Source organism: Cyanobacteria bacterium FACHB-DQ100 (assembly GCA_014695195.1).
Taxonomy (GTDB): domain Bacteria; phylum Cyanobacteriota; class Cyanobacteriia; order Leptolyngbyales; family Leptolyngbyaceae; genus Leptolyngbya.
Window position 1 is genome coordinate 204,087 of sequence record JACJNW010000032.1, and the last position, 18,791, is coordinate 222,877.

An 18,791-nucleotide genomic window follows, 5' to 3' on the forward strand; every position below is an offset into this window, starting at 1 on the left:
TTGGAAATTTGGGCGATCGTGCAAGAAAAAAATCAGGATGCACCAAGTTCTGCTGTGGTAGAAATTCTGTGGCTTGAAAAAGCTGCCCATCTGGAGAGATGGCCGAGTGGTTTAAGGCGCAGCACTGGAAATGGTTTGAAGGAATTGACTCTACAAGGATTCCAAGAACGATTTAGCCATAATTTAGACATTAGAGGAATACAGGAATAGAGGAAAGCAAGCTTAACATTGCTTCTTTTTTGCTATTTAGGCAAAGCTCTTTCACTTTTAACAAGCCGCTAAGACAGCAGGAATTTTCTAAAGTTGATCGTGATCTTGACTTAATTTATTTACTTTAGAGATTTTTGTTTCTAAAGCTGAGGAAGTTTCCTTCTAAAATCTGCTCAACGAAAGAAGTTGCTGCTCAATCTAAATTTAATTTACCGTGATGAAGTACTCTGCTCTATGAAGGGAGATTGGCTTCCTAGACACCGCTTCATTGCATCATTTTGAGATCGAGGACTTTGATAGTCGGCCTCCCAAGAAGCAAGATTATGTAACGTACCAAAAAGTAAATTTCCAATAGTGGGTTGGTGCAAAACAAGTGTTTCCTTACTGTCAGCAGTTTTGAAATTAACCACGTAAAAGTCAGGTAATGTATAGGTTCCAATTGAGGCAGTAGTGCTACCTCTTGCCGATAGTCCCTGATAGCAGAGGCGATCGCCGTTGGCTGAAATTTGAATGTACTTAGACCCAATTCGATACATGCCTTCCTGAAGAGGCAAAGCCATCGCAGGAATACTGGAGCAGCAAAGCGCAAGCGTGGAGAAGAACGCACTCCATAGTTTGACGGAAGCAGTTTTCATATCATCCTCGATGAAATCAACAGAGTTTATAGCCTATGCAGAAAAGCTTCTCTTACATAATATTCAGGATACAGCTAGATAACCGATGGACTGCTGAACTTGAACAGATAGCAATGCATAAAAATTAAACTAGATGTCGATAAAAAAGGATACAAGATTAGAAAAATGGCGGTGTCGCTTCGGGAAGGGTGAGAAAAATAGACTAAAACGAGCAACCTCATCTACAAGGCAGGCAGCTATGCCTGATTATTCTTCATCCTTTTCGAAATAGGATCACCTGGGGTTGAACGGGATCTTAGACAGAATAGTATAATTTTCTTTGAGAGGAAATACTGAAGTTTCCGTCTATTTCCTCTGCGGAGGGGTAATATGCGGAATATGAGTCGGGCTAACGTTTCAAATCCCGGTATTAGATAGAAAGAGTCGGTCTAATGTCTCAGTTTGGGGTGTTATACCGACTTCGAGCGGCCTAAATCGCCCTGGCAGAATGTTATGCCGACCATTTTCGGTCTATCGTCCAGATGTGGATGATTAGGCAGAAAGAGTCAGTCTAAACAATTGTTATGCGGCTCAATCTGCTGGTGAGGGCGATAGTTGTAAGTCTTCGGTGGAGCAATTAAAGTTAAGTTGACGTTAGGCTAAACCGACGTTGTATAAAATTGCTCATGGTGGACCAACTTGAATTGAATGAATACAAGCAAGAGGTCGCAGACTCATACGATCATAGAAGTCAAGCCTATGACGATAGCGATTGGCACGTACAGATTTGTCATCGTCTGCTTGAGTATTCTCACGTTAGGACTGGACAGACGGTTTTAGATATTGGAACTGGAACAGGTCATCTGCTGATCGCAGCCGCTCAGGTTGTTGGTGATCGAGGACAGGTGATTGGAATCGACATTTCTGCCCGAATGTTGGAGCAAGCGCAAAGCAAAGTTGACGCATTAGGACTCAAGAACGTAGAGTTTCAACTTGCAGATGCTGAGGTGCTTGATTATCCACTCAACCATTTCGATCAGATCTTATGTGCAAATACATTTCCCTGGATGGAACGCAAAGAAGCGACGTTAAAGCTGTGGCATCAATTCCTCAAGCCAGGTGGTGGAATCGGTGTTCATACTCCTGCTGACACAGCATATATTGGTGCGGTTGTTTTACGAAGAGTATTGGCAAAATATGATGTCTCGTTAGAAGCTAGCAATCGGATTGGATCAATTGAGCAGTGTCAAAATTTGTTTAGCAACGCTGGCTTTGAGGCAGTTGAAGTCAAAACAGAGCAGCACGGCAGCTACACGAGTTTGGATAAAGCAAAGGCAACTTGGGAAGGAGTCATTGTGCATCCTTCGTCTACCTCGCTCAAGGTATTTGGCAGTGGGTTGTCACAATTGACATCAGCACAGTTGGCGCAAGTCAAGGCTGAATTTGATGCAGAGTTAGAATCTCTTCAAACTAATCAGGGAATCTGGGATGATCTCACTACTTTATATATCCTGGGTCGTAAAATTTAAAGTAGAGGTTTGTAGAGTTATTGATCGCCGCATAACAACCCTAGTGCAGCGGACGGTTGAGAGATTTGGGTGGTGATACAAAAGTGATCTGCCGCCGCTGACCAGGAACGTTAGACCGCTAAATTACTAATGGAGTTGAAATTGAAAATTCATCTGTGGGTTGTATCAATCAAGCAAAATCTTCAAGAGTATTCACTGTAGCAAAGGTGATGAAACCCAACAGTTAGCTACATTCATTTAACATTTAGTCTTTGCCTGGAAGTATCTGTTAAATAATAGGAATAGGTAACCACATTCGTAGCCGCAGCCTGCTTTAATTCTCTTGATTTGCAGGGTTAACACAGTCTAACAACCCCATTGCACACCGACTGTATCAAGTCTCTCTGCCGAGTTCAAGAAGTTGTTAGCGGCGGGTGAATGGGGTCGTTAGGCAGCACCCAATTAAGAAGCTACACTTGGACTCTTAAATGTAGGCAACTTCATTAAATGTTCAGTTTATCCAGATTAAAAGACAAGGAATTTGTAGAATGATTAAGATTTTATCGATTGATGGTGGGGGTATTCGAGGGATTCTCCCAGCAATGTTGTTAGCCGAAATTGAAGACCGGACAAATAGACCAACCGTAGAACTATTTGATTTAATTGCTGGTACTTCTACTGGTGGAATTCTAGCCTTGGGACTCAATAAGCCAGACTTGAATTCTGAAGGGAAGCCACAGTACAGTGCTAAGAAATTGGTAAACCTATATGAAAATGAAGGCAGTAAGATTTTTCCCCTTCATCTGTACGATAGTTTCTACAGTAAGCTTGGAGCTATAGATCATCCCAAATACCCTTTTCAACCGCTTGAGGAGATTTTAGATACCTACTTTGGTGAAACTCGCCTTAGTGAATCTCTAAAGGATGTTTTGATCACAAGTTATGACCTTGAACGTCGCCGTCCTCATCTTTTTCTAAGTAGTCAAGCAAGGAATAGAGCTAGCGAAGACTTTCTGATGAAACAGGTCGGACGTGCAACTTCTGCTGCGCCGACGTACTTTGAACCCCTTAAATTGAAGAAACCTAGTTCATCGGATTACTATGCTTTGATAGACGGTGGTGTTTTTTCCAACAATCCTACTTTGTATGCTTATGCGTATGCTTCTGCGGAGGCAAGACGGGTTCATAGAGATGCAAATGATTTCTTACTCATCTCACTTGGTACTGGAGAACTTGCTCCCAGAATGCCGTACGAAGAGGCAAGAACATGGGGATTAGTTGAGTGGGCACAGCCAATTCTAAACGTTGTTTTTGATGGTGTTAGTGATGCCGTACATTCTCAGCTTCAGCAGTTGTTTCCTGAAGATAGGTATTACCGTATTCAAGCTGCACTTGGTGGGATAGGTGATCGCATGGATAATGCCAACAAAGACAATATCACCGCACTAAAAATCTTGGCAGACAACATGATTAAGGACAATGATCGATTAATCGATAAACTATGTGAGCTTCTAGTTAAATAAGTATAGACAGCTTGCATTATTGTCATTTTCAAAGCTGCCTAACAACCGCGCTGCACCGGAATGCCCTAGATAGTGGTTAAGTTGCAAAAGTCTTCTGTCTCCGGTGAGCGCGACCGTTATGCTGCTTGGCTATCAGTGAGGGCAGTGTTGCAACGTTATTGGTTTTTGTTGAGAATCAAGGCAGAGTAAGGTAAGGGCTGAATTTGTATAGTTCGTCAATTTAGTTGAGTTAAAGGACATGCACTCTGATCCTGTTCAAAACGAATACGCCCATCTTGCGCCTCGGTATGATCGTCGTTGGTCGTTTTATGTGAATGCGACTGTTCAGGAAACTATGCATCGTTTAGATCTCAATTCTCATGAGCGCATCTTGGATCTTGGTTGTGGAACAGGAACGTTAATTCAGCGCCTTTTGCACTTGGCTCCAGACACAGAGATTGTTGGATTAGATCCTTCCGCAGAAATGTTGAGTGTAGCCCGACAGAAATTACCGAAGTCAGTTGAGTTGCAACTCGGTAGTGCAGATAGTATTCCATTTCCGAACGAGAGTTTTGATTTGGTGATTTCAACCAATGCATTTCATTACTTTCGCCATCCTTCCCAAGCGATTCAAGAAGTAAAGCGAGTTCTAAAGCCTAATGGGCATCTAGTTATTACAGATTGGTGCGATGATTATCTGACGTGTCGTATCTGTGATATTCTGCTACGTCTTTTTAATCGCGCTCATTTTCGGACGTATGGTACAAGTGAGTGCCAGAGAATGCTTCAAGATGAAGGATTAGCCAGGGTTTCAATTGAGAAATACAAAATTGATTGGTTGTGGGGGATGATGACAGCAACGGCTGTTAAGGAGTTGATCGCAGCATAACGTTCCTGGTGGAGCGGACTTACAGAGAGATCTTGTCTGTATTGCGAAGGCTACTTGCAACCGCTCAGCAGGAACGTTATGCTGTGCCAGATATGCTGTTAACTCCTATTGAAAGTCTCCTAAGACAGCTTGTGGAGTTACGATCTAGTGCTGTTAACGTTGCTGTCTAACAAATCCACTGCACTATAACACTGAATTTTTGGTTGAGTTTCAAGAATTATCCGCATCTGGTGATCGGAGCCTTTGTTTCACAAGTGACTTGAAAAATGTAAATCTAACTTTAGGATTCACCCAGCTTTTTCTAGAGATTTGGCGATTTATCTTCCACTCTTTTTATTTCAATTCAATTAAAGCCGCGCCTTCTCACGATCCAGAAATAGGATCTGAAAAAAGTAAGTTACAGAAAATTCCTGCAGAAAATTCAAGAAATTCAAGAAACTAACTAGAGCGGTTCACCAAGCTCAGTTAACTTAGTTTTTTCGAGAACTAGCGATTCTAATACAGCGCAAGTTCCCTTCCTATAATTTGATTAATTTTTGGACTCAAAACTGAATTGAAACCCCGCTTTTTATTGCCTAAAAACGCCTAAACGCTTCTTGGGCGTTCTAGAAGCCAATCAAAGCATTTTTAATGAATGACCTACGACATCTGAAATCATTTTGAGCTTGGATACTGGTCATTCTCAGAGGACTATTTAGAGGAGTATCACCATTTAAAGATCGATTCCAAGTCAAAATTTAGAATCTACTCAATCTTTCTCAGGACTTCAATTGGAATGAATTTATGCTTTTCATTTTTCAAAGCGATACCAATTAGCGGGGATCACTCTAATTTCTCTACAGATTTGAGATAAAAGGCGCGGGTCTTTTTCCCCAACTTCCTTTCATCGTTGACCGAACCCAACCTGCTCAGTTTCATCAAGCAATCGGTCTAATAGCTTTTTGAGTGGTGGGGTCATCTAATTCAAGGCTTATCGGGTAAATGTGGTTGAACGGGCTCTTAGGCAGAATAGTACAAGCCTCTTTAAGAAGTACTGAAAGATTCAGTCTAATTACCCTGACGAGGGGTAATATGCGGAATATTGAGTCGATCTAATACTCCAATTTCTGGCATTAGACAGAACGAGTCGATCTAATCGCCCAGTTTGGGATGTTATGCTGACTCCCAGCAGCCTAGCTCGCTCGATGAGGACATTAGATCAACAAAATTCGGACTAGCGTCCGGATTGAGGTAGTTTAGGTGGAAAGAGTTAGTCTAAATAATAGTTATCTTGCTCGGTTTATGGGTGAGGGCAGTAGTTTCAAAGCTATCTGTTCGTATTTGAGATCAAGTAAGATTCAGCAAGTGATCATAGAAGCAACCTAAATGAAGCCTGAAGTAATCACTGCAATCATTGCGGCGATTGTTGCAATTACTAGCGCAATTATCAGTATTTACGGTCAAAATCGCATTACCCGATTAACTGACCGACTCACAAAGCAGCGCGAAGCCGAATCGCGCGAAGCTCAAACTGCTGCTTTGATGTCTAAGTACCGAAACCCTTTATTGCGCTCAGCGATTGATCTTCAGAGCCGCTTGTACAACATTCATCAGAACAGGTTTTTGGAGCGTTTTTATCATCAGTCGCCATCCGCGCAGAGCTATGCGATTAACAACACCTTATACGTTGTGGCGGAGTATCTTGGATGGGTAGAAATTTTACGCCGGGAAATTCAGTTTTTGGACTTGGGTGATCTAGAACTGAATCGTCGCTTGAGTGAACTACTGGTTAATATCAATCAAGCATTTGCACATTATAAAGCCGGAAGCACTTTCCAACTCCATAACGGTGAACAGCGAGCAATTGGGGAAATTATGACAGTTCCTCGTTCTAATAGTGAAGCGATTGGATATGATTGCATCGGTTATGCGATGTTTGTGAAAAAGATGAGCGATCCGGAGTTTGCGGGTTGGTTTGCGAAGCTGAAAGATGATATTGACACGATGGGAGATGCGCCAAAGGTTGATGCTGAGAGACTTGTATTGATTCACAGTAAGCTCATCGATCTCATTGATTTCCTTGATCCTCATCACATCAGAGTGCCGCCGCAGTACAGGACTAGGATTGAAGAGAAATAAAAACCTTGTTTGCAATTGTGTTAGAGCGTAAGTCAAATCGGCAACGCCAGATACGCTGTTAACTCCTATTGAAAGTCTCCTAAGACAGCTTGTGGAGTTACGATCTAGTGCTGTTAGCGTTGCTGTCTAACAAATCCACTGCACTATAACACTGAATTTTTGACTGAGTTTCAAGAATTATCCGCATCTGGTGATCCGAGCTTTTGTTTCATAAGTGACTTGAGATGTAATATCAAACTCTAGAATTCACCCAGCTTTTTCAAAAAATTGGCGATTTAGATTCTGCCCCTTTTATTTCAATTTAAGTAAAGCCGCACCTTTTCTCCGTCCAGAAGTAGGGTTGCGGAAAATTAATTTATAAAGAGATCGCTTCAAACCCTTTCAGAGAATTCATTTAATTCATCCTTACTCAAATCAGTTCCGTTCCTAAAACTTTCTTAATTTCCCGAACTGAAATCAGAAAATTTACCCTTTAAAAAGATATCTTGAAAGTCCATCATCCGACTTTAAATCTAGTCAAAAACTAGTCAAAAAAGTCAGAGTTGTCGATTTAGTTAAATACAAAAGCTTTATAACAAACACTTTGTTTAGATTTTCTATCTCACTTTTTTCTAAATCCTCATAGAATTTAGGGATAGACACAATTTGTTTCTTTCGTAACGCATTTGATTCAATTTGATCTTAAAAGACACTTTTTGCTTCTTGTTTCTTGTGTCATTTTGAAATAAATTGCTTTACAATGAATTAAATAGAAACAGTTTGTGTCTGTTTGAAGAAAGTAATAAAAAGGTGAAAAATATGGTTCAAGCAGTTGAGATTATTGAGTTAATCAAGAAGCATCCAACAAAGGTTTTTTCATTTGGTTTCGATATTGGAAATCTTCACGGGAGAATCCAATGGGGTAAGAAAAAAAGTGAGAGACAAATTTGTGCAAGCTATGTTTTAGAAATTGAGGAAGATAAAAGCTTTCCTGGAATGTATAAGTGTTTAACTAGTACAGCGAGCCATAAATATGTGAATAAGTGCTGGTTAACTGGAGCTGAAGCGTTAGATGTTAATCAACGTGCGGGGAGCTGGGTAAAGAATGACAACGTTGGGAAGGCTGAGCTAGCATTTCCAATTTTTGCTCATCTTGCTTGGGATGAGATTGAAGCAGAGAATACTGTTCTGAACGTGGCACTGTCCGTACACGATCCTGCGGCTTTGAAAAAACAAGCCAAGGCTAATTTAGAAGGAATTCACGAAGTTGAGAAAGATGGTGTTGTTAAGAAATTTGAGATTAAGGTACTTGCAGTTTATGCAGAAGGAATTGGTGTAATTCGAGGTGAGAAAGCCAAGAAGCTCTCATTCTTATTTGACTTAGGTTCCAATACTTTAATTGGGAGCGCTTTTGTTGGTTATGAATCAAGATGCGAACCTTGGTATGGGGAGTTTATCGCTGGAAATCAATTGATTACAAATATTGCTTCTTGCTCCAAGATCTCCGAAATCTTAAAAAGAAAGCCGACTTTTGAGGAAGTTAGACAATGTTTAGAAAATCCTGTTGCGGAAACGAAAGTAAATAAAAAAGGCGAGAGCAGAAATATTAGCAAATATAAGATCGCTGGCAAGGATATCACAGAGGTTGTAAACTGCGAAGCTGAGAAATGGCTAAAAGAAGGGTTGAATGATTTGGAAGGAATGCACCGAAAGAACATTGTTGAGTCTCAAGACAAAATCGCGACTGGCGGTTGCTGCCTGATTCCTAAAGTCAAGGAGATCTTACAGGCTAGAGGATATCGGATCGCTGCTGAACCTCTTTGGAGTAATGTCAACGGTCTATTTGAAATTGCCGAAACATTAACCAAAAAAGTAGGAGGTTAACTTATGCCCAGTCCTCAACTTAGAATTAATTCTGAACTTATTCAAACTTTTAGAAGTAGATTTTCTGATGTCTTCTACTTAAATGATAAAGATTTTATTGAATGGACTTTATCTCATATGTGGGAAGTTTATTCAAAAGTGTCTCCACCTTCTTTAGCCAATATCCCTGCTATTTCTTCATTTTTTTCCACGCAGCAACATAAATACGAAGACGATGATAGCTATGTAGATAAAGGATCTGCATCTTCGAATGAGGATGACAGTTGGCGAAATGATATCCCTTTAGACAATTAGCCGCTTAATGTTTTACCCCCGCGATTGATCTTTTTATAAACAAGAAGTAACAAAATGAAGAATTCAGAATGGACGACTTTAATTTCGGATTCTAAGATTCAAGAATTAGCTAGATTGTTTAGTGCTACTCCAGAGCAGATTATTGAAGGTGTTTGATTTACTTGAGGATTATCTAGGCGAGGAATATGGTTATCCGTTTGAGCCTAAGAATGCAAAAGCACGACTTAAATCAAAGTTGAAAATTGAAGATGATGACATTCTATTTTAAGTAGGATAATTGCCCTCCCAATCGGGGGGCTTTTTAGTGGGAATCTTAAGAAGACGCGACTGTTTTGCGGAATCAATTTATCCAGGACGAAGCCATTTCAAACACCTGCTACTCCCCCCCAGGGGTCGAGTCCAAATAATTTTCAGTGCTGCACCTTTAAATCCTGGAAATGAAGATTCCAAAAGTGATGTCTGCTGAAAAGGTGGGGGTCGATCGATGAGCAGAAAAATGGGTTTGTTCTTTCTGATTATGCATTGGGATGAATGACCCACTTCTTTTGTTGCAGAACGTGATGTAAAAAGTGCAAAAAAGCATCAACAAGTTACAAAAGAATTAAAATTACTCCTTTAAAACTGTCCAGGAATACTGGCATTCTTGAAGCGGTGAGGTGATTCATCCTTATGTTTTTATTGATCGATAGCCTTCTGACCACTCAGAAGTTGGTTTTTTGGCTCCTACCCTTATGCTTCAGAAGAATTTCTAGGAGTTCATCAAATAATTGATGAACTTGTAACAGCAACGCTCAGTAGAGTAGTGTCGAATGCAAAGAATTCCTGGTTTCTTGAATCAAACGTCCTTTTCAGAATTCTTCTCAAATCGATCGTGATAATTTGAATCCTCAAGAATTCCCCAAACCCCATCGAAGCGAATTAGAAAATCTGCTTCACACTGATCCTGATAGAAGTTATACGTTTCTGCTCTGATGGGTATTCAACTGGCTTAAACCGGCACGTCCCTCAAAAAAGGTGTATTTTTACGGAGCCTAATTCAACAGATAGCAAGTATATTACAAAATATTGTGGACTTAAAGAAGCCCAAGCTGAGGTAACAGCAGAATCTCGTTAATCCACAAATTGAGTTCAGCTAACCTACTTGAAAGCGTGATTTATAGCTATTGATGTTGGATCAAGTTAGTCAGCTCATCTTCTCAGTGCCATAATTTTGTTTCCAGGAACATAAAGTATGAATCATGTTAATACAACGAGGTTCTATTGGGAGCAACAGGAAGATAACAGTAATGGGATGTTACTGAACCCTGATGCTGCAGTTATCGATGAACTGGAGAAGCAAGAAATCATCGGTTATCTACCTCCGCTGGAAGGAGCTGAAGTTTTAGAGTTGGCTGCAGGCATCGGACGCTACACAGCTTTTTTTGCTAGTGTAGCCGATCACGTTACGGCTGTAGATTTTGTCGAAAAATTCATCAAGAGAAATCAAGAAATTAATAGAGCATCTTCAAACATCACTTACTACTGTAGAAATGTTATGGAGGTGAACTTTGATACTGGTAAATTTGATTTCATTTTTATTAATTGGTTGCTCATGTATCTAGAGGATCATGAAGTGCAGCTACTGGTTCAACGTATGTACCAATGGATTAAGTTGAATGGAAGCCTTTTTGTTAGAGAAAGTTGCTTTACTTCTTCAAATCCTGACCGTATACATCCCCACACCTACTACAGAAGCTCGAACTTCTACTTGAATCTGTTCAGTCAACACTTTAAACTTGTCTCTCATGGCAACATCTCAGTGTATGAGAAGAAGTATCAGAATCCCAATCAATTGTATTGGCTATTCCAAAAAAACTAGTTCTTTCTAGTGCCTTAGAGCTTAGAATCAACTAAGGAGACAATCATATGAGGAGTAAGCTCTTTCACAGACTGTAAAACTACGTTCGCTCCTGCTTCAATTAGCGTTTTTTCATACGCTTGGGCCGTTGAATCTGCTTTCTGAACGTGCGGTGGTAGGACACCAATGCTTAACCACTTCCGATCAGGTACAACAAGGCGAGATCGATGTATGGTTTCTACTTCGGCTGTTGTATCTCCTACAAATATCACTGGAATGGAATTGTCTAGTCTTCCTACACACTCTAGCTGATTAACTACTGACAACAGATTTGTTGGATCAGGTTTGCCAGGGCCATCTTCAAAAGCCGCTATAGTTGGAGAAGCGAGTTTGAGGCGGCTTTCGAGAACATAACTAGCAGATCGTCGAGTTGTTCCAGTGAAAAATCCCCAAGGAATGCCAAATCGCTTCAATTGGTCAAAGTAATCTCGATCGACTAGTAGTGTTTCTTGGTAAACGTAGCCTAAATTACTTCCTGAGTTCTGCCCCCAATAGCAACCTTCAAAAAATTCAACTAATGCTTCATAATTCAGTTCAATCTGTCCTCTAGAATACCCTTGACCCTCGAAATAGCGGTAGATAAGTTCTTGAGAGGCAAGCCAATCGTTATTCCAAGTTCCCTCTGCTGTGAGTATATCAATGTCTTCTAAGGTGGGACAGTAAACTCCATCAGTGAAATGCACAACAGTATCAGCCATTGCTCGGAAATGAGAACTAGCAGCATCTCGAATGACACCATCAACGTCAAAAATAACAATGGCTGGAGTATGGGAATGAGCAGAAGATTTCGACATATAGGCTCAAGCTCATAATTAGCTTGAAGGAAATGTTGTACATAAGCCCGGCTAGAAATTTTAGGAACTCAGCCTGAACCAAATTCTGTGCTTTCCACCTAGCAAGATACTATGCAGCTTGCATAGCTACTTCATAATCATACTCAAGTGGAAGGCTGTAAATACTGTTTATCGCATTGATAATTGCTTGATTCTCTCCTTTAGTTCTGGCAGCAATTCTGACAAACTGCCCGTCTAGCCCAATCTTATCTGAGCAGCTTCTAGTGTAGATATGATGCTGAACAAGCATTTTAATAAAGAAGTCAGCAGCACGGGAACCATCGATCAGTTCAACGAGAGCAAAATTTGCCATACTGGGATACACTTTTATGCTAGGAATTTTTGAAAGATTCTTAAAAAAGGTTTGAGCTTCCTGGACATACTGGACTCTAACCTTTTCATATTCCCGCGAAAACTCTTCTCTCGCATAGAGATTGAAAAAGTACTGGGCTAACCCAGATACATTCCATAGGTATCCATTCTTGAGCAGATAGTTGACTTTAGCTTCGCTCATCACTGCATAACCAGCGCGAATACCAGCAATGCCAAAATCCTTGGACATGCTTTTGATAATAATCAAGTTGTTGAAGTGTCTAGATAACTCTAGGGCGCTCCTAAATTTGTTCACACGTTCTTCAAAGGAAAAGTGAATGAAGCTTTCATCAATGATGATGTTGTCTACTTCCCTTAGTTCCTCTAGTAAATGCTGAATTTCTGCAAATCCAATATACCCGCCATCTGGATTGTTTGGATTAATCAATACGACAGTGTCTGGTTTCTCTCGCTTTATGGTTTGAAGATAAGAATCTATATCTAATCTAAAGTTGTTGTCCTTGTCGAGCTTAAAATAAAGCACCTGAACATCATCTTTTGCAAACTCGTAATAGGATGAAAACGTTGGGATATTCACCAAAATCTTCTTGGTTGTGAAGTTGTGGATGACTGCTTGAATAATTTCGGCGGCTCCATTACCAACAAAGATTTTTCCCGTAGGCACATCTAAATGCTCTTCTAGAGCGCTCGCAATTACCTGATTTTGGGACGGGTAGAACTCCAAGAAGTCTCTTAACCTTCCAGTGTCAATTAGCTCGCGCCTGAGAAAGTTCAGAAATAATTCTGTTGCATAAGGGTTAGACAAATAGCAGGCATCAATCTTGACCCTTAGCTCAGGGAGATTTTCAAAGAGCGTAAACACGCTTGGAGAATGAGATCCTGCTTTTGACTTCATTTCAGCAATGCTTGCTGCGATCGCTTTTTCTTGCTCAGTTAGAATTAACATGATTAAGGCTCCACTTTTTCAGATAAACAACGCGGGTAGGTGTTAGTTTTGGAAGCTTGGAAAACTAAGGCTTTCGGTGATTTTCAGCTTTATTCGTGAGCTGTTTGCCAAGATGAATTGGGATTTTGATAACAAACTTTGTACCTTCTCCAGGAGTTGAGACACACTGCAATTCCCCTTGATGATTCTCTGTGATGATTTGGTAGCTGATTGACATTCCTAAGCCTGTTCCTTTGCCTACAGATTTTGTTGTAAAGAAAGGATCAAACAAGCGTTTCTTTGTTTCTTCCAGCATTCCCGGACCATTATCGATAATCTCAATTTCGATCCAGCCAGAGCGTGCTTGCTTTGTCACAATTTTAATAATTGCCGCTTGTCCTGCTGAGGAGAGCTTGTCTTGATATTCCTCTAGGGCATCGATCGCATTAGCAAGAATATTCATGAATACCTGATTAAGCTGACCAACATAACACTCGACTAATGGTAGGTTACCGTACTCCTTAATAACCTGTACTGGAAGACGATCGGATGTACCTTTCAAGCGGTTTTGCAATATCATCAGCGTGCTATCTAAACCCTCATGAATGTCAGCATCTTTAATCTCAGCCTCGTCAAGGCGAGAGAAACTGCGAAGAGATCTGACAATTTCTTTGATTCGGGATGTTCCTATCTCCATTGAAGAGAGAAGATTCGGGAAGTCTTCTGCTAAAAACTCCAAATCAATCTCTTCTGCTTTTCTCTGAATCATCAAAGGTTGTCGCTCGAATTGCGCTTGATAAAGACATAGAAGTTCCAATAATTCCTGTACGTATTGACTGGCATGAGTGAGATTGCCGTGGATAAAATTAACTGGATTATTAATTTCATGTGCCACTCCAGCAACGAGTTGTCCTAGGCTTGACATCTTCTCGCTATGCACCAATTGAGCTTGAGTTTCCTGCAATTCGCGCAAAGCTTCTTCTAAGCGCAGGTTTCTATCATTCAGCTCTTTTGTTCGTTGCTCAACGCGCACTTCTAGCTCTTCATTCGTAGTTTTTAATGTGCTAAACGACTCTCGTAATCTTTGTGCCATTAGGCTGAAGGAATGTGCTAGAAAATCTAGTTCGTCTATGTTTCCTCTTAGTAAAAAGGAAGATTGCTTTTCGTCGGAACTAGTTGTAGAAGAAATTGAATAAGTTACAGTTTCCATCGCATTGGCTGTCGCTAAATCGCTACATTCCTTCAGAATGGGCTGTAAACGTTGATTGAGGCGGTGGACAAATAAGGCGACAACTAATGCCAGCAAAACTCCAGCTCCTAGTGCTCCAGTGAGTGTTCCAACTAGCACAGGCCCTAAAACCACAGATTGAGGAACTGCGGCAATCATTAACCAATTAGTCGCAGGGATTCTTTGATAAGCCCAGAAAATACCATCTGACTGGATCAGTCCTGATTGATCTGCCTGAATCTGATTCCAAATAGACTTTAGTGCTGGTACTTCTTGATAACTTGCTCGAACTTTAGCCTTTTCAGAATTAGGAGGATACGCGAGTAGTTTGCCTTGCTCACTCAATATAATAAAGTAGCCTCCGCCGGAAGTTACAGAACTTTTTACTTGATTTCCCAGAGCAGTTACATTAACATCAGCTCCAGCGACACCAAGCATTTTGCCGGTGTTATCAAAGAAAGGGTTTAAGAGGCTTGTCATTGTAATCCCATACCAGTCGTATGGTTCTATCCAAACCGCCTTTCTGGTTGCAACAGGAGTTTTGTAGTAATCCTGCTCTGGATATTTATCGTCAACGGCTAAATCTGCATAACGAATTGAGTTGTGAGGAGCTGGAAGCAACTGTCCGACTGCTCCCGGAACTCCTTGATCAGCGTAAAAGTAGGGCCAATACCACTGAGAATCGGGCGTAATTGCGAAGGGAGTTTGCCCAAAACCAGCCGCCATCATTAGACTTGGGCGTTTTTGAAAGACTTCAAAAACGATTTGTTTATATGCATCTGGATCATTAATTCCCAAACGTTGCATATTTTTGATTGCTGCTGACATGGTAATCATGGAAGTTTCCGTTTGGGAAAGCAGACCATCAATTGCTTCAACTTGGGTGCTAAGTGTGCCTTGAATCTCAGTTTTTATTCGGTTCTCCGATACAACATAGAAGAAGTAAGATAAGCAGGTTAATCCAACTAAAGCACTGCCTAAAACATTAAGAAAAAGCCTGGAACCAATAGAGTTCAGACCTAAAAAAACCAATTTAGAAGATTTTTGCGATTCTGCATTGGTACCACAACGTTGCTTGAGCACAGAAGATCCCATGACGTGAATATCGAGTTGCAATTCTCAAGAAGATAAAGCCTTAATCTATTACAGTCTTGCAATGAGTTGCTTCATCAGCTAGCAGTCTGGTAGTTTTATTCCCATATTCCCTTGCAAGTCTTTCTACAACCTCTTAATGGAAGTATCCGAAGTTGAAAGCAGATGACCTTAAATGTATTTTCGCTAATTTTCTTGGCAAAAGAATGAGCTATTCCACGTATTCAATATATGAATTTACGTAGAAGTAACCGTAGTAATACGGAAACGCTGCATTTGAACCTTAGACATGAAGACTTACCGCTTTTATCGATTCATGCGCGATTCAAGATGCTCAAATTTCAATTAAAGGAGCGATGACAGAATTTATTATTGCGTGAAATTACTGAGTCCAAGTAACGATTGTATAGTCAGGTCAAATCGCTCTAATAACATCAAATGGAAAGATAAATCAGCCAGTCATGCCCGTGGTGCTCAACCTAATGTCTCAAAAAGAGCAAACACTTCTGATGCATCTTTCAAAAACTGAACTTCCCTTGCTTATAGCAACTAAAGACGTTTCTCTAAGATAGAAGTGCTTTATAGAGCGCTTTTTCCATTGAATTTCATAGGATGTTGAAGCAGGTTAGGTTAGAACCGACATGACATGTCTATAGCTAACTCAGATCTTTAATGGAATTTTTTAAAGAGCCGATAAAGGGTGAGATAGTAATGCTCGTTCCAGGAATAATGAGGCATGCCTCAGCCAACTTATCAACGTGAACAAGCAAATTGCCACGGGTACAGTCCTTGCACTAAGCAACCCAATTATCAATGCAACTGCTAATGCTATTAGAGTTGCTAAAACTGGAACCGCGATCGCAACCTCACATCGAGCAGCCCATACCAGTGCTACAGCAGCCTAGGTTGGATTTGGCAGCATGAAAGCTGGCATGTTTGTGATGGGTGCTTTTCCTGTCATTGGGGACTGCTGATTCTTGATGCCATCTGTGGTCGCGATCCTGGAGTACCAATGATTGATTGGTATGAAGAAGCCTGGAAGAGATATGAAGCCCAAGCTGAACTGGAGGAAATGAAGAAGACAGTCAAGGTAGATCCTGACCATCAAGTGAGGACAAAGCAAGCTGCTTCATTAAGCCAATTAAATGATCAGTTCCGAGCGCTTGAAGTTGAGCATGAGCTTTATTTAATGAAAAAAGAGTTGGGACTTATCTAATTGAGTGGACAAAGAATCCAAAATGGGAAGAAGTTGAAATGCTACTTCCCATTTTCTTTCACTTGAGTTAAGATTCTGGATGTTAACTGAGGTGAATTGAGTGCCTTAGAGGTCTGTCATAACCTATCTATTTTCTTTTCTAGAGAGTAATAGATAGTAAAAATAGTCTTGCGATAGCGGCTTTTTAAGCGCGGTGAACGTGGTGAGGATTAATTTCTTTCCGCAAGGTTTGGTTGTGGCAATAGCTGGTTGACAAGTTATCTCCAGAATTTTCTCCGCGCGCTTCTTGCATCTCTTTTGCATTTCTTTTGCATTTCTTGATCATCTCCTTTGCACCTCATTGGGAAGTGAGATAGTCTTTCCATTTCTTTTGCACTCCAGCATTTTTTTGCTCCCTATGAGGTGCAAAGAAGTGCAAGAGCGCCAAGCGGGAGTAATTTTGTGTCCCAATAGAGCTAAATCAGTTGGGGTTCAACCTACAGGATCGATCGCCCCAACCCAACCAGAATAAACTGAGTGCGCATATTTTTATTTATAAAGATGAGGAGCACTGAGCAGATTGGAGCAGCTTCAGTTTCTGTTCAGGAAGCAATATGATTTTTATATTGGAAAAATCACAACTCAAATTTATAAATGAGCCAAACATCGAAAAGAAAACGAGGTCGTCCCAAAATTCTGGCTAAATCTACAACTTATACCTTTCAGATCGAGCAAGAGCTTTTGGATAAGATAAAGCAAGATGCCAAAGAAAAAGAAGTTCCAACTGGAATCTTAATCCGGCAGATATTAGCTGATAGATACCCTTAGAATTGTTACCAGAACGATGAGATTGAAACTTGGAATCATGGCTGCATTGCTAATTTTCATTTGGGGATGCAGCAGCGCCCCTTCGAATCAAGAACAGCTCAAACAATTAGAAAAACTTCAAGCAAGTCCGAAGGCATCAATCTCTTCATCTCCTAGTCCAACTGTTTCTGCTTCTCCCTCTCCACCGATCGCTCCCTCAGCAGAGGCTTCTCCATCAATTGCGCCGGAACCTGAAAAGAAGTTGGATTCCCAGGAACAAGGAAAATCTCAACCTGTTGAACCGCAGCAGAACTCAAATGAAATTCCTTTGTTTGCCAATTGCAAAGAAGCAAAAGCAAATGGTTACAGCAATATCAGTGTCGCGGAGCATCCAGAGTATGCATCTAAGGATCGAGATAAGGATGGAATTGCTTGTGAATCTTAATTGTGACTGAGTGGGAATTCTAATATTGCGCCTTATTGACGTTAGACCATGAAGAAAACAATTCTTTTATCTGCGATCGCATCTCTGATAATTAGTCCTGCTGCGATTGCTCAATCTCGCACTCCTGCTACAATCCTTTCTGTGGGAGATGGAGACACCGTCCGAGTCAAAGAGGGCAACAGAACTGTGACTGTTCGATTATCCTGCATTGATGCACCAGAAATGGCGCAGCGCCCTTATGGAGAGGGAGCATCAGCAAGACTCAAACAACTCTTGCCAGTGGGTCAATCAGTGCAATTGAGGACAATCACTATAGACAGATATGGTCGGAAAGTTGCTGAAGTTTTCAAAGGTGAGCAATCAATCAATTTAGCAATGGTTGCAGAGGGACAAGCTGCTGCATATCGGCAGTATTTGAGTGGTTGCAACGCGGATCAATATTTGAAGGCTGAGGCTCGTGCGAAAAGTCAACGGTTAGGATTCTGGAATCAATCAAGACCAGTCATGCCTTGGGATTTTCGCAGAGGTGGGCAACGTGCTACTTCTAAAACAGTGGCTCAACCTTCAAATAACTTTCCTGCTTGTGTGAATAGTGATTGCGATTGCAGTGACTTTAAAACTCAAGCTGAGGCTCAACGAGTTCTAGTTGCTTTTCCTGGCGATCCATTTAGGTTAGATGGGGACAAGAATGGCAGAGCTTGTGAGAGGTTGCCTTGAGAGGATGTCTGAGAAGCAGAAAAGCTGTTTTCGAGTGTGGCGACTGGATGGAACTTGGGGTAACTTTTACCCAACTGCATTCAAGTCATAGCAATTGGGTAAAAGCTGCTGCAATACCCTTCAATTTGGCTTCTGATTCTGAGCCAAAGCTGTACGTTAGATGTGGAGTATAGTCGTTGATTTAGATCACAATTTTGAGCAGTAATTATCACTAAAAAGGAGGGAACTATAGCAACTACGTAGTGTCTTTCAGCGTAGTTAATTCTTGGGATGTTTCTAAACAAGTCAAACACTCCTGAAATTATTCACCTTATTGCTGAG

General features: G+C 40.9%; 16 protein-coding genes. 12 read left to right on the forward strand and 4 right to left on the reverse strand.

The window, feature by feature from the left end; all coding sequences use genetic code 11:
• Nucleotides 1-210: a hypothetical protein gene (locus H6F51_18040; GenBank protein ID MBD1824374.1), complete on the forward strand. Its 210-nt coding sequence runs from the start codon at nt 1-3 to the stop codon at nt 208-210.
• A 209-nt stretch (nt 211-419) separates the two neighbouring features.
• Here H6F51_18040 and H6F51_18045 read toward each other — a convergent pair whose 3' ends face one another.
• Nucleotides 420-845: a hypothetical protein gene (locus tag H6F51_18045; protein ID MBD1824375.1), complete on the reverse strand. Its 426-nt coding sequence runs from the start codon at nt 843-845 to the stop codon at nt 420-422.
• A gap of 665 nt (nt 846-1,510) precedes the next feature.
• On the opposite strand from H6F51_18045, the gene H6F51_18050 reads away from it, so the two are divergent.
• From H6F51_18050 to H6F51_18080, 7 genes are all read left to right on the forward strand, one after another.
• Complete coding sequence (locus tag H6F51_18050; GenBank protein MBD1824376.1) at nt 1,511-2,353, forward strand: class I SAM-dependent methyltransferase; 843 nt, start codon at nt 1,511-1,513, stop codon at nt 2,351-2,353.
• Between the two features lie 527 nt (nt 2,354-2,880).
• Complete coding sequence (locus H6F51_18055; protein ID MBD1824377.1) at nt 2,881-3,855, forward strand: patatin-like phospholipase family protein; 975 nt, start codon at nt 2,881-2,883, stop codon at nt 3,853-3,855.
• Between the two features lie 238 nt (nt 3,856-4,093).
• A complete protein-coding gene (locus H6F51_18060) occupies nt 4,094-4,723 on the forward strand; it encodes a class I SAM-dependent methyltransferase (protein MBD1824378.1) in 630 nt (209 codons plus the stop codon).
• Nucleotides 4,724-6,088: 1,365 nt separating this feature from the next.
• Nucleotides 6,089-6,841 (forward strand): hypothetical protein, encoded by a 753-nt coding sequence (locus H6F51_18065; GenBank protein ID MBD1824379.1) that lies wholly within the window; start codon nt 6,089-6,091, stop codon nt 6,839-6,841.
• A 798-nt stretch (nt 6,842-7,639) separates the two neighbouring features.
• The gene (locus tag H6F51_18070; GenBank protein MBD1824380.1) at nt 7,640-8,704 is read left to right on the forward strand and encodes a hypothetical protein; all 1,065 of its coding nucleotides are present in this window, start codon (nt 7,640-7,642) and stop codon (nt 8,702-8,704) included.
• Nucleotides 8,705-8,707: 3 nt separating this feature from the next.
• Complete coding sequence (locus H6F51_18075) at nt 8,708-8,998, forward strand: hypothetical protein (protein MBD1824381.1); 291 nt, start codon at nt 8,708-8,710, stop codon at nt 8,996-8,998.
• Nucleotides 8,999-10,229: 1,231 nt separating this feature from the next.
• Nucleotides 10,230-10,856 carry a methyltransferase domain-containing protein gene (locus tag H6F51_18080; GenBank protein MBD1824382.1) on the forward strand — a complete coding sequence of 209 codons (627 nt, stop codon included), beginning with the start codon at nt 10,230-10,232 and terminating at the stop codon, nt 10,854-10,856.
• A gap of 14 nt (nt 10,857-10,870) precedes the next feature.
• Here H6F51_18080 and H6F51_18085 read toward each other — a convergent pair whose 3' ends face one another.
• The 3 genes from H6F51_18085 to H6F51_18095 form a co-directional block, all read right to left on the reverse strand.
• On the reverse strand, nt 10,871-11,689 hold the full coding sequence (locus H6F51_18085) for a TIGR01548 family HAD-type hydrolase (GenBank protein ID MBD1824383.1): 819 nt from the start codon (nt 11,687-11,689) through the stop codon (nt 10,871-10,873).
• Between the two features lie 109 nt (nt 11,690-11,798).
• Nucleotides 11,799-13,007: a histidinol-phosphate aminotransferase family protein gene (locus H6F51_18090; GenBank protein ID MBD1824384.1), complete on the reverse strand. Its 1,209-nt coding sequence runs from the start codon at nt 13,005-13,007 to the stop codon at nt 11,799-11,801.
• 64 nt (nt 13,008-13,071) lie between these two features.
• Nucleotides 13,072-15,309, reverse strand: coding sequence for a histidine kinase (locus H6F51_18095; protein MBD1824385.1), 2,238 nt, complete (start codon nt 15,307-15,309; stop codon nt 13,072-13,074).
• Between the two features lie 755 nt (nt 15,310-16,064).
• On the opposite strand from H6F51_18095, the gene H6F51_18100 reads away from it, so the two are divergent.
• From H6F51_18100 to H6F51_18115, 4 genes are all read left to right on the forward strand, one after another.
• The gene (locus H6F51_18100; protein MBD1824386.1) at nt 16,065-16,211 is read left to right on the forward strand and encodes a hypothetical protein; all 147 of its coding nucleotides are present in this window, start codon (nt 16,065-16,067) and stop codon (nt 16,209-16,211) included.
• A 107-nt stretch (nt 16,212-16,318) separates the two neighbouring features.
• Nucleotides 16,319-16,522 (forward strand): hypothetical protein, encoded by a 204-nt coding sequence (locus H6F51_18105; GenBank protein MBD1824387.1) that lies wholly within the window; start codon nt 16,319-16,321, stop codon nt 16,520-16,522.
• An 823-nt stretch (nt 16,523-17,345) separates the two neighbouring features.
• Nucleotides 17,346-17,753 (forward strand): excalibur calcium-binding domain-containing protein, encoded by a 408-nt coding sequence (locus H6F51_18110; GenBank protein MBD1824388.1) that lies wholly within the window; start codon nt 17,346-17,348, stop codon nt 17,751-17,753.
• Nucleotides 17,754-17,801: 48 nt separating this feature from the next.
• On the forward strand, nt 17,802-18,470 hold the full coding sequence (locus H6F51_18115) for a thermonuclease family protein (protein MBD1824389.1): 669 nt from the start codon (nt 17,802-17,804) through the stop codon (nt 18,468-18,470).
• Nucleotides 18,471-18,791: the final 321 nt, after the last annotated feature.